Origin of the sequence: Cupriavidus campinensis (assembly GCF_905397395.1) — a bacterium.
GTDB lineage: Bacteria > Pseudomonadota > Gammaproteobacteria > Burkholderiales > Burkholderiaceae > Cupriavidus > Cupriavidus campinensis.
The window spans coordinates 1-12,490 of sequence record NZ_CAJPVH010000058.1 but is presented as its reverse complement, the minus strand read 5'-3'; the positions used below and the strand labels follow the sequence as shown (position 1 = coordinate 12,490).

The 12,490-nt window shown below is 63.3% G+C and carries 11 protein-coding genes; all 11 read left to right on the top strand.

The window, feature by feature from the left end; all coding sequences use genetic code 11:
* Positions 1-13 precede the first annotated feature (13 nt).
* The 11 genes from KHO18_RS23415 (at position 14) to KHO18_RS23365 (ending at position 12,449) form a co-directional block, all read left to right on the top strand.
* Positions 14-628: a methyltransferase domain-containing protein gene (locus tag KHO18_RS23415; RefSeq protein ID WP_144203185.1), complete on the top strand. Its 615-nt coding sequence runs from the start codon at positions 14-16 to the stop codon at positions 626-628.
* Between the two features lie 182 nt (positions 629-810).
* Positions 811-2,247, top strand: coding sequence for a high affinity choline transporter 1 (locus KHO18_RS23410; RefSeq protein ID WP_144203188.1), 1,437 nt, complete (start codon positions 811-813; stop codon positions 2,245-2,247).
* Positions 2,248-2,490: 243 nt separating this feature from the next.
* Complete coding sequence (locus KHO18_RS23405) at positions 2,491-2,841, top strand: FmdB family zinc ribbon protein (protein ID WP_144203191.1); 351 nt, start codon at positions 2,491-2,493, stop codon at positions 2,839-2,841.
* 17 nt (positions 2,842-2,858) lie between these two features.
* Complete coding sequence (locus tag KHO18_RS23400) at positions 2,859-3,575, top strand: DUF502 domain-containing protein (protein WP_144203193.1); 717 nt, start codon at positions 2,859-2,861, stop codon at positions 3,573-3,575.
* A gap of 48 nt (positions 3,576-3,623) precedes the next feature.
* Positions 3,624-5,432: an aspartate--tRNA ligase gene (aspS, locus tag KHO18_RS23395; protein WP_144203196.1), complete on the top strand. Its 1,809-nt coding sequence runs from the start codon at positions 3,624-3,626 to the stop codon at positions 5,430-5,432.
* A gap of 246 nt (positions 5,433-5,678) precedes the next feature.
* Positions 5,679-8,027: a type VI secretion system Vgr family protein gene (locus tag KHO18_RS23390; RefSeq protein WP_244845034.1), complete on the top strand. Its 2,349-nt coding sequence runs from the start codon at positions 5,679-5,681 to the stop codon at positions 8,025-8,027.
* 28 nt (positions 8,028-8,055) lie between these two features.
* The gene (locus KHO18_RS23385) at positions 8,056-9,402 is read left to right on the top strand and encodes a DUF4123 domain-containing protein (protein ID WP_211943973.1); all 1,347 of its coding nucleotides are present in this window, start codon (positions 8,056-8,058) and stop codon (positions 9,400-9,402) included.
* 6 nt (positions 9,403-9,408) lie between these two features.
* On the top strand, positions 9,409-9,966 hold the full coding sequence (locus KHO18_RS23380) for a DUF3304 domain-containing protein (protein ID WP_144203205.1): 558 nt from the start codon (positions 9,409-9,411) through the stop codon (positions 9,964-9,966).
* On the top strand, positions 9,963-10,475 hold the full coding sequence (locus KHO18_RS23375; protein ID WP_244845032.1) for a DUF3304 domain-containing protein: 513 nt from the start codon (positions 9,963-9,965) through the stop codon (positions 10,473-10,475). Before KHO18_RS23380 ends, KHO18_RS23375 begins: the two co-directional genes overlap by 4 nt.
* Positions 10,476-10,477: 2 nt before the next feature.
* Positions 10,478-11,974, top strand: a complete 1,497-nt coding sequence (locus KHO18_RS23370) for a T6SS phospholipase effector Tle1-like catalytic domain-containing protein (protein WP_211943972.1) — start codon at positions 10,478-10,480, stop codon at positions 11,972-11,974.
* Positions 11,961-12,449, top strand: coding sequence for a hypothetical protein (locus KHO18_RS23365; RefSeq protein WP_144197180.1), 489 nt, complete (start codon positions 11,961-11,963; stop codon positions 12,447-12,449). Before KHO18_RS23370 ends, KHO18_RS23365 begins: the two co-directional genes overlap by 14 nt.
* Positions 12,450-12,490 lie beyond the last annotated feature (41 nt).

The window sequence follows — 12,490 nt, the reverse complement described above, 5'->3', positions numbered from 1 at the left end:
TCGGACGAATACGATGTCTAGCGCCCCGAAACGCGAATTCGAGACCCGCAACGCCGCGGATGCGGCCTTCTGGGACGAGCGCTTTGCGCGGCACTTCACGCCTTGGGACGCCCAGGGGGTACCGGCCGAGTTCGAGACCTTCGCGGCCGGCCTGGCGCCGTGTCCGACCCTGGTGCCGGGCTGCGGCAACGGCTGGGAAGCCGGCTGGCTCTACGCGCGCGGCTGGCCGGTGACGGCCATCGACTTTTCCGCCGAGGCGGTGGCGTCGGCACGGCGGGTGCTCGGGGCTGCCGCCGTGGTGGTGCGGGAGGCGGATTTCTTCGCCTTCACGCCCGAGCCGCCGTGCCAGCTGATCTACGAGCGCGCCTTCCTGTGCGCGCTGCCGCCAGCGCTGCGCCAGCCCTATGCCGACCGCGTGGCGGCGCTGCTGCCGCCGGGCGGATTGCTGGCCGGCTACTTCTATATAGGCGAGACGCGCAGCGGGCCCCCGTTCGCCATGCCCCGCGCCGAACTGGACGGGCTGCTGGCGCCGGCCTTCGAACTGGTGGAGGATCGGCCGTCCGCCGCACCGCTGCCGGTCTTCGCGGCCGGGCAGGAGCGCTGGCAGGTCTGGCGCCGCCGGGCCTGAATCCAGCCCGAGCCGCCCCCGAGCCGTTCCTGAGCCGTTTTCAAGTCGTCCATGCGGCGCTTCCCGCACCGGCGTGGGGATTTCGCCGCGCCCGGGGATTTTTTTTCGACCCGTCGGGTCTGCATCGCTATAATCCGCCGGCATTTCTCCGCAACTTCGGAAATCTGGGATAGGGCAGCGGCATGCTGATCTGGTTCGTCATCGTCTATTGGGTTATCTCGGTCGGCATTGGCCTGTGGGCGGCGCTGCGCGTCAAGGGCACCGCCGACTTCGCCGTGGCCGGCCGCAGCCTGCCGTTCTATATCGTCACCGCCACGGTGTTCGCCACCTGGTTCGGTTCCGAAACCGTGCTTGGCATCCCGGCCGTGTTCCTCAAGGAGGGGCTCTCCGGCGTGGTGTCCGACCCGTTCGGCTCCTCGCTCTGCCTGATCCTGGTGGGCCTGTTCTTCGCCCGGCCGCTGTACCGGATGAACCTGCTGACCATCGGCGACTACTATCACAACCGTTACGGGCGGGTGGCCGAAGTGCTGACCACGCTATGTATCGTGGTGTCCTACCTCGGCTGGGTGGCGGCGCAGATCAAGGCACTGGGGCTGGTGTTCTATACGGTGTCCGACGGCGCGCTGTCGCAGGACGCCGGCATGATGATCGGGGCCGCCAGCGTGCTGGTCTACACGCTGTTCGGCGGCATGTGGTCGGTGGCGGTGACCGATTTCATCCAGATGATCATCATCGTGGTCGGCATGCTCTATATCGGCTACGAGGTCAGCGGGCAGGCTGGCGGCGTGACGGCGGTGGTGTCGCACGCGGCGGCGGCCGGGAAGTTCGAGTTCCTGCCGTCGCTGGACCTGGTGCAGATCATCGGCTTCGCGGCGGCGCTGTTCACGATGATGCTGGGCTCCATTCCGCAGCAGGACGTGTTCCAGCGCGTCACCTCGTCGCGCACCGAGCAGATCGCCGGGCGCGCCTCGGTGCTGGGCGGCGTGCTGTACTTCTTCTTCGCCTTCATCCCGATGTTCCTGGCCTATTCGGCCACGATGATCGACCCCGGCATGGTCGAGAAATACATCAACACGGACTCGCAGCTGATCCTGCCGCAGCTGATCCTGACCCATGCGCCGATGTTCGCGCAGGTGATGTTCTTCGGCGCGCTGCTGTCGGCCATCAAGAGCTGCGCGTCGGCCACGCTGCTGGCGCCGTCCGTGACCTTCGCCGAGAACATCCTGCGGCCGTACTTCCGCCATCTGACCGACAAGCAGTTCCTGCGCGTGATGCAGGCCGTGGTGCTGGTCTTCACGACGCTGGTGACGCTGTTCGCGCTGAATTCGCACCTGTCGATCTTCCACATGGTGGAAAACGCGTACAAGGTGACGCTGGTGTCGTCCTTCGTGCCGCTGGCGTTCGGGCTGTTCTGGAAGCCCGCCACGCGCCAGGGCGGGCTGGCGGCCATCCTGCTGGGGCTGGCGTCGTGGCTGACCTGCGAGGTGGCCTTCGCCGACGCCGCCGTGCCGCCGCAGATGGTGGGCCTGCTGTTCTCGATCAGCGGCATGGTGTTCGGCTCGCTGCTGCCGCAATGGATCAGCGAGCGGCCGGGCGTCAAAGAAGTGCATATTGCTTAACTTCTCGGCCTGAAACTGGGCCCGGCGCCCCGGCGGCGCCCATGAAACGGGCGCCAGGCGCCTCATGGACGACCTGAGGCGCCGTGAATGGCCTCTTTTCCCGGCGGTGGACCGGCCTCCGACAGTTTATAATCCGAGGCTTTGCATCGCCGTGCGGGTGTTTTTCCGCGAATTGCCATTGCAAATGGCCTCCGGCGCTGCCACCTGTTGTTCCCAATCCAGATTTCCGCGAAAAGAACCATCATGCCGATCTATGCCTACCGTTGCGACGCCTGCGGCCACGGGCGCGATGTGCTGCAGAAAATGAGCGATGCCCCGCTCACGGACTGCCCATCCTGCGGCGCTGCCGGGTCCTTCAAGAAACAACTGACCGCCGCCGGCTTCCAGCTCAAGGGCTCGGGCTGGTACGTCACGGACTTCCGTGGCGGCAGCGGCGGCAACAAGGGCGCCAGCGCGCCAGCGGCTACGGGCGGTGCGGCGGCATCGGCCCCGGCGGCCTCGGGCGGTGACTCGTCTGGTTCGTCGGCTTCGTCGTCGTCCACGTCCACGTCTTCGACGCCTTCCGCCCCGGCGGGCGGCAGCGCCAGCGCCTGACCCTCATGGCCAAAACCGTGGTTGCCAAGAAAACCTCCGCCCTCAAGACCTGGTTCCTGACCGGGCTGCTCGTGCTGGTGCCGCTCGGCATCACGCTGTGGGTGCTCAATTTGATCATCGGCACGATGGACCAGAGCATGGCCCTGCTGCCGGTGGCGTGGCAGCCCGAGAACCTGTTCGGGCGCCGCATTCCAGGTCTTGGCGCCATCCTGACGCTGCTGTTCATCCTGCTGGTGGGCGTGCTGGCGCACAACTTCATCGGCCAACGGCTGGTGCGCTGGTGGGAAATGCTGCTCGGCCGCATTCCCGTGGTGGGCCCCATCTACACCAGCGTGAAGCAGGTCTCGGACACGCTGCTGTCGTCGTCCGGCAACGCGTTCCGCAAGGCGCTGCTGGTGCAGTATCCGCGCGAGGGGTCGTGGACCATCGCGTTTCTGACCGGCCGGCCCGGCGGAGACGTGCAGAATCACCTCCAGGGCGAATACGTAAGCGTCTACGTGCCGACCACGCCGAATCCGACCTCGGGCTTCTTCCTGATGATGCCCAAGGCCGACACCATCGAACTCGACATGACCGTCGACGCCGCGCTCAAGTACATCGTCTCGATGGGCGTAGTGGCGCCGACGGAGCTGCCCCGCAAGCCCGGCACGCCGGGCCGCTCGGCGGATGCGGCCGAGGCCGCGGACACCGCCGAAGCGGCGGTTGCGGTCGCCGACTCGAACCCTACTCATTGAATTGCGCGCGGGCCGCCTCGCGGCCGCGCATTACCGGGAATTTCTCCTATGTCCTCCATGCGTACTCACTACTGCGGTCTGGTGACCGAACAACTGATCGGCCAGGAAGTGGCCCTGACCGGCTGGGTACAGCGCCGGCGTGACCACGGCGGCGTGATCTTCGTCGATCTGCGAGACCGCGAGGGCCTGGTGCAGGTGGTTTGCGATCCGGATCGCCCGGAGATGTTCAAGGCCGCCGAAGAGATCCGCAACGAGTTCTGCATCCGCATCACTGGCAAGGTGCGTCCGCGCCCGGCCGGCACGGAGAACGCCAACCTGACCTCGGGCAAGATCGAGGTGCTGTGCCATGAGCTGACCGTGCTGAACCCGTCGGTCACGCCCCCGTTCCAGCTGGACGACGACAACCTGTCGGAAACCACCCGCCTGACGCACCGCGTGCTGGACCTGCGCCGCCCGCAGATGCAGTACAACCTGCGCCTGCGCTACAAGGTGGCCATGGAAGTGCGCAAGTACCTGGATGCGCAGGGCTTCATCGACATCGAGACGCCGATGCTGGGCAAGAGCACGCCGGAAGGCGCGCGCGACTACCTGGTGCCGTCGCGCACGAACCCGGGCCACTTCTTCGCGCTGCCGCAGTCGCCGCAGATCTTCAAGCAGATGCTGATGGTGTCGGGCTTCGACCGCTACTACCAGATCACCAAGTGCTTCCGCGACGAGGACCTGCGCGCTGACCGCCAGCCCGAATTCACGCAGATCGACTGCGAGACGTCGTTCCTCACCGAGCAGGAGATCCGCGACCTGTTCGAGGACATGATGCGCACCGTGTTCAAGAACGCTATCAATGTGGACCTGGACGCCAAGTTCCCGGTGATGGAGTTCCGCGAGGCCATGGCCCGCTTCGGCTCGGACAAGCCGGACCTGCGCGTGAAGCTGGAATTCACCGAGCTGACCGACGTGATGAAGGACGTCGATTTCAAGGTGTTCTCGGGCCCGGCCAACAGCGACAACGGTCGCGTGGTGGGCCTGCGCGTGCCGGGCGGCGGTTCGATCTCGCGTGGCGAAATCGACGCCTACACCCAGTTCGTGGGCATCTACGGCGCCAAGGGCCTGGCCTGGATCAAGGTCAACGAAGTGGCCAAGGGCCGCGACGGCCTGCAATCGCCGATCGTCAAGAACCTGCATGACGCCGCGATTGCCGAGATCCTGAAGCGCACCGGCGCCCAGGACGGCGACATCATCTTCTTCGGCGCCGACAAGGCCAAGGTGGTGAACGACGCCATTGGCGGCCTGCGCCTGAAGATCGGCCATTCCGAGTTCGGCAAGTCGAGCGGCCTGTTCGAGGACGTGTGGAAGCCGCTGTGGGTGATCGACTTCCCGATGTTCGAGTACGACGAGGAAGACGCGCGCTGGGTGGCCATGCACCACCCGTTCACGAGCCCGAAGGACGAGCACCTGCAGTACCTGGAAACCGATCCGGGCAAGTGCATCGCCAAGGCGTACGACATGGTGCTGAACGGCTGGGAAATGGGCGGCGGTTCGGTCCGTATCTACCGCGAGGACGTGCAAAGCAAGGTGTTCCGCGCACTGAAGATCGGCGAGGAAGAGGCACGGTCCAAGTTCGGCTACCTGCTGGACGCGCTGCAATACGGCGCGCCGCCGCACGGCGGCCTGGCATTCGGCCTCGACCGTATCGTGACGATGATGGCCGGCGCCGATTCGATCCGCGACGTGATCGCCTTCCCGAAGACCCAGCGTGCACAGGATCTGCTGACGCAGGCCCCGTCGGCGGTGGACGAGAAGCAACTGCGGGAGCTGCATATTCGCCTGCGGGCGCAGGAGGCCAAGACTACGGTTTGAGTATTGTCTGACCGTTAGTAAGACCGATGAAGGGGCGCCCGGCTGGGCGCCCTTTTTCTTTTGGGCCCGAGCCAGTCACGTGTGGTGTGCGCACAAAGGTTGGCCGAGTGGCACGGTTCTATTGACTTCGCTCAATGTTGCAGTGGATTGCAATGCCATTGAGGTTCGCAGCCCAGGTAAAACGGCGTAATGTGCGCCGCGCAGCGCAACCACGCTGTGCATGGCTTGAGAACGGAGCAAGGAACCGTGGCGGATTTGAGCAAAGGAAGGACGTCTGATGGCAGCGCCCTGCGCAAGGGGGAAACGGGCCGGCAGGCCTATCGTCTGGAAGTGCCTGGCGCGCTGAGCGCCGCTGCGCTTTCCGTGGTGTCCTTCAAGACGGTGGAGCGGCTAGGTGAGCCGTATGTGGTGACGGTCGCACTGACCCACCCGCTGGAGCAGGGCCGCGCCGATTACGTTGGGAAGCCGGCCACGTTCGTGATCGATCCCGGGGACGGGACGGAACCCCGCACGTTTGCGGGCTGCATCACACGATTCACCAAGACGGCCGAGACGCGGGACTTCCACGGGTATGAGATAGACCTGGAGCCGCTCGTAGCCCGCTTGCGCCTCACGCGCGCGACCCGCATCTATCAGCACAAGACCGCGCCGGAAATTATCGAGGCCATCCTGCGACGCCATGGCCTGCTCGGCCATCAGTTCGCTTTCAAGCTCCTGCGCAAGTATCCGCAGCACAAGTTCCGTTTCCAGTACCAGATGTCCGATTGGGCATACATTCGGCTGTTGATGGAGCAGGAAGGGATCTATAGCTATTTCATCCCGGGAGAGTTCGGCGAATTTCTGGTGTTCGGCGACGACATTGACCATTACATCTACAAGCCTCAACTGCATGTGCCTTATCGCGAGACGGCGGGGCTGGAATCCGGTGTGGAGGCCGTTCATGGCCTTCGCACACACGCGAAAGCCGTTGCCGAATCGTTTCTGGTGGCCGACTACAACCCCGATCTGGCGTGGGAGCCTATCCAGGGCGAAGCGAACGTCGCGCGCAGTGACAAGACCACCTACGGCCGGCCCTACGTCTTCGGCACGCATCATCTGGACATGGCGGGCGCGAAATGGGAGGCGCAGCTGCGTCATGAAGCGGAGGTTGCCGGCCAGGTGGTCTATGAAGGCGAAAGCAGCGTGCTGGCGCTGCGTCCGGCGCGCATCCTCAGGATGGATAAGGACCTGCCCGACGCACCACACGGGCAGGTCATCATCGAGGTCATTCATAGCGGCGCACGTGATGCGGCCTATCGCAATTCCTTCAAATCGATCCCCTCGGACCGCCGCTTCCGGCTGCCGCTCGATGAAGCCAACTGGCCGAAGATACCGGGCACGCTGAGCGCCCGTATCACGTCGCCAAGCAAGTATCCGTATGCTTACCTGACGCCACAGGGCTATTACACAGTTCGCTTCGAGTTCGACTTCGAGACATGGCCAGGCGGTGGAGAATGCGTGCCGCTGCGCCTGGCGAAGCCGTTCGCCGGCGCGTTCCAGACAGGCTTCCATTTCCCGTTGATCGATGGCACAGAGGCCGCCATCGCGTTCCGGGACGGAAATCCGAACAAGCCGTACATCGCCCATGTCCACCACAACAGCTGCCAGCCCGACCTGATTACCAACCAGGACCGATGGCTGTCACGCAACGTCATCCGCACGCAGCGCGACAACAAGATCGAACTCGAGGATTGGGAGGGGCAGGAACATATCAAGCTGTCCACCGAACACTCCGGCAAGACCCAGCTGACGCTTGGCCATATGGTCGACGGCAAGTGGAAGCGGCGTGGCGAGGGATTCGAGTTGCGTACCGACGCGCAAGGCGCGGTGCGCGCAGGCGGCGGCTTGTTCGTGTCGGCGGACATGCAGAAGAAGGCGCTGGGCAAGCAGAACGACATGACGCCTGCGATGGACCAGTTCCAATTGACGCAGGCGCAGGCCCAGGAGTTGGCGCAGGTTGCGCGGGCCGCCCAGGCGGAAGTGGCGGACATGAAAGCCGAGAACCAGTGGCTGAAGGATGAACTGGCGGATCTCAAGCGGGCGGTTATCGCGCTGTCCGCGCCTAACGGTATCGGCCTGGCCACGCCTGACCGCGTGATGGTGGCGGCGGGCAAGGATGTGAGCGTCACGACGTCCAGCCGATTCAACGTCAATGCAGTGCGGAATGTCGCCATCGTGGCCGGAGAAGTGCTGTCGCTGCTCGCGTACCGAATGGGCGTCAAGTTGTTTGCCGTGCGTGGAGACGTGCAGATACAGGCGCAAAGCGGGGCCATCCAGATGGCTTCCGAGAAGGACGCCACCATTACCAGTTCGAACGGGCGCGTCGTCATCGAGGCGAAAGACGAACTGCTGTTCAAGTGCGGAGGGTCCTATCTGCGCCTGACCTGCACGGGCATTGAGGACGCGACACGGGGCGACCGCATCTCAAAGGCCGCCGCACACGTTCGCCAGGGACCGGCCAGCATCCCCGCCGATCTGCCTGTGCTGCCGAAGCCGGCGGCAACGGCATGCGCCCTGGATGCCGCCCGCACCGGCATGCCGTTTGCACGCTTCTAGCCCTCGGGCGCCACGACGACAGATTTTCATGCCACTTGAAGCTCGTAACGCATGGCTGGCGCGGTTCCGCGCCCAGTACACCAACCTGAAGGCCGCGCATCCTCAGGCGCGGCTTTACGCCCTGATCGATACCTCCACGGTCAGCCATCGGGATCAGCTCCGGCTATCGGACGCCCTGAAACGGGTAACCCGTCTTGCGCTGTATAGCGATACCGGACTGGATGACCTCACGGAAACCGGGCCCTTCCTGCTTGCCTGCCCAGAGCCGGACGGTGTGGCGTCCCGCACCCTGTACCACTCGCTCAACAACCTGAGCGTGGACGATTGCCGAACCGTGTCGTGGATATGGACGATACATCCCGCCGCGGCCCTCATCGGGCATCTGCAAACCTTGCTCCACGCACGGCTCGGGCCGGACGATGTGGACGCATGGTTCTTCTTCCATCAACCGGCTTACCTGCCTGTGCTGCATGGCGCGTTGCCTGAGGCGACACGCCGCTACATGTTCGGGCCGTTCCTCGCGTGGTGGTGCCGCGATCCGTGCGGAGAACTGGTCGAGCTTGCCGGCGAAAACCTGCCTTTGCCGCCGGCATGGGACGCCTTTCCCGTACCGAAGGACGTAATGAATGCCCTCGATCGAGCCGGCGCACCTGCCCAGGTGCTCGCCTGGCTGCAAACATTCGATCCGTCGCAACTGCATGGGAGCCGTGCCAGTGCGCAACTGCAGCGCATAACTTCGCTTGTCGAGAAGGCCATGTCGTATGGCATTACCGAAAAGATCGATCTTGGCGTGTATGCCGCCTACGGGCTTCGTTACGGCGCGGCCTACGACGAACATCCTGCGGTGCAAGACGTGCTGACCCGGCTTCGCAATACAAGGCCCGCCCTGATCGATGCGTACGCCGCGCTGGATGAAGGCGTTTGGCCAGCGGCACGCGAAATTGCCATGAGGCGTGCGGGGGAGCTGGCAACCCAGGCGCATCAGGAAAAGCTGCGCAAGCAGGGTTGCGTGCACATGCGCGTGCGGGTGCTGAATTGCAACCAGAATCGCAAGCGCGATGTCTGCCTGCACTTTGAATGCAGCAGTGTGAACCAGGTGTCCTCATTGTGTGGGGAACTGCAAGGGACCACGCACGCGCCCGTCGAGATGGATGTCCCCGCCGTGCCGATGCCATTGCCGGGAGCGCAAGCCACTGTCAGATGGATCGCACCCGACGTGAATTGGGAATGTGGTGTCGAAGTCGAGGTGACAGGTGAACTTCCCAAGGCCAGGGACCCCGGTCTGGCAATCGTCAAATTTGGACCCGGTCGAGGGGTCTCCATCACGCTGCACGCTGAAGACCCGAAGCCGGGCAGCGCAATAAAAGGAGAGTAATTCAGCATGCCACACATCATCATGAAAACGATATCGCTGTCATCCATTGCGCTGCTTCTTGGCGCGTGTGCGTCCGGCAGTGTTTCGACAGAGCCTGCCAAACACGTTGAAGCCGGTTCGTTGAAGAAGGTCGGCGTCCTGATGGTCAACTATACGGACTTCGAGGTTTCAGCCGTGCTCATTGACACCGGCGCCAAAGAGCGTGTCGGGCTTGCGGGACCCGTCCGCGCGCGCGAGTCGGGCGGGGTAGGGCCAGCAAGGTGCTGCTACGAATTACCGAAGCCGGGCGCGCCAATAACGATTTACTGGAAGAGCCCAACCATGGGGGAACACCAGCACATCAAGCGAACGGCTGTGCTGACCGGGCAGGCACCAGCCGACCCCAATCAGTTCTCGCACCTCATCCTCCGGTTCATGAATGATTTTCCCGCGGCCACCATTCAGGCTGAGTACATCTCCGACGAGGAGCTGAAGGCCGGCCGCGCGAGCAAACGTATCGATCCGTTGCTATGGCCGGTCCTGGACCAACTCGCTTCACCCTCGGAACGGGGGATGAAGCAATGAGACGGATTGCATGCGGGCTGATTGTGATGGTGCTGGTCACGCTCGGTGGGTGCGCGATGGGCCAGTCGGGAAGAGATGTCAGGGCGGGGGCGTGGGCCGCGAACTACACCGAGGACTATATCTACGACTACTGGATTCAGACGACTTCCGGGAAAAACTCCGGAGTGGGAGGCTCCCATGTATCGGAGTTCTCGCGAGGTGGGACCAGTGGGCGGCGATGCTGCGCCCGGATGCCAGGTGTCGGTCAGACGATCAGGGTTGTATGGGAGGTCGGCGGACGTCAGGACGACAGGTCCAAGTGGAAGACCTTTACACGGGACGTTGTCGTAAAAGGGGTGATGCCGAAGCGGGACTACAAGCTTCCGAGCTATCTGATTGTCCGGTTCTTTCCCGGCCATGAGATCGAGACAGAATTGCTCGCCGGCGACGGCGATTTTGGCCCTGAGAATCCGCGGATAGACAGACTATTTTTTGGTAGGCCGCCCGTGATGCGCGGCTTGGGGGAATAGCGATGCAAGAGTGGTTTACCGATAGCCACGACACATTCCATCGGGCACTCAAGACCGCCACGGTGCTACACGACGAAGCGTTCACAACCTGCTCAACCTGCGAGCAGAAGCCGTGGTTCAGCTTCTTTTTCGATGGCACCGGCAACAATCTGGAATTGGACAAACCACGGCAGAAGATGTCCAACATCTCCCGGCTGTTTGAGGGACATGTCGCTGACGAAGAACCGTTAATTGTGTCGTTCTACTACCCGGGCGTTGGCACGCCACTGGGCGCCGGTGATCCAAGCTGGGTGGAAAGAATCCGTGACAGCGAGGAGTTTGGAGGAGGAGCCGGATTAGGTTCCGATGCCCGACTTGCCGAGGCGGAAGCCAATTTCAGGCTCGCACTACGGCGTAACCACAAAGTCACCCGCATCGACATCGCCGTATTCGGCTTCTCCCGCGGCGCGGCGCTTGCGCGTGCTTTCGTGAACCGGCTGCTGAAGCAGTGCGAGATGCGGCACGGCCGGCCCTTCTGGCCTTGTCCCACAGCAGTCGATGGTGAAGCCGCGCCGTTGCATATCCGGTTTCTGGGTCTGTTCGATACCGTCGAGTCCGTCGGGCTGCCGGGGCACAACCTCAATAGCGACATGTGGATGCGTATTCCTGATCAGGTGGAACGGTGCTTTCACATCGCGGCCGGTCACGAGCTGCGGGCCTACTTCCCGCTGACACGGGCGCACGATGGCGGCGCACCGGTTGAAAAGCTGATCTGGCCCGGCGTGCACTCTGACATCGGCGGCGGCTATCGCCCCGGCGAACAGGCACGTTCCGACCTGCTGGCGCGCATCGCACTGAATCGCATGCGCCTGGAGGGTGCCATCAGCGGCGTGCCATTCACTGCGCCGTCGCTCGCCTCCAAGGATGTCCACGATCTGTTTGAGTACGACGAGGACGTCAAAGCGCTATTCGACGAGTACATGAGCCATGTCGATGCCGGCGGCACGCTCGAGGCGCAGATCTTCAGACACATGCGCCTCTACTATGGCTGGCTGAAGGAGCGCTTCGAACAGAAGCCTTGTGACATCTACAAGAACGTGTGTTCGACCGACCCGGAAGTACAGGCGCAGCTGCAACGCATTCAGGCGTTTCATGAACGCCTGAAGGTCGAAGTGGACACGATGAACTGGCGCAGTTACCTGACGGAGCTGTGGAAGACCAATCGCAGCGAATACGACCGCACCATCGATGCGGCCGGCGGTCCGCGCAGCCCGATGAACCAGCCGCTGTCCGACGAGGAAGCCGCCTACTGGGAAGCCTGGGTGAATCCCCCCAAGCTGTCGCCGGGCCTGCTCCGTCTGTTCGACCACTACATCCACGACTCGCGCGCGGGGTTTCTGCGCGTGGACCACAGCGGTTATCTGAGGCCGCGAGAACTGATCGCGCCCTCCGGCGCAGAGCATCTGCTGAATAAGACATTGGCTCTCACTGGCACAGGAGCGGCGCATGTTTTCGGATAAATCTCGCGGAAAGAGCCCGAACAAAGACGCCCCGCTCTTGCTCGACCAGCTTGGTCCGAACGATTCGCCACGCGTCATTGCAATGCCAAAAGGCGTGGTGGCACGCCAGGATCCAGATGGGAGCGTGACCGTTCGCCATCCGGATGGCAGTGAAATCTCGGCCAGCGCCCAAGGATATTGCCGGGGCAGGTTCTGCACTGTGGACTCGGTAACCGTTGCGGATATCGCCTACGTGACGGAGCATTATGTCAACCGAGTGCATGAAACGGTGTCTCACGTCGTACGGTTCCTTAACGGTGGCACGCTTTGCTACGCCGTCGATTTCAACGGACGGGTAATCGACTGCGAGTTCAGCGGAATGCAGGTATCACTGCAAGAAGGTCATCTCATCGTGGGATGCACGGAGATGGCGCTGTCCCTGGAACTTCGAAAGCCATGCCAACTGCCTGCTGAGCAGGGAGGTAACCGAGAGTGAAGGAATGAAAGGAATTGCAGGGGTGTTCCTCGTGGCACTGC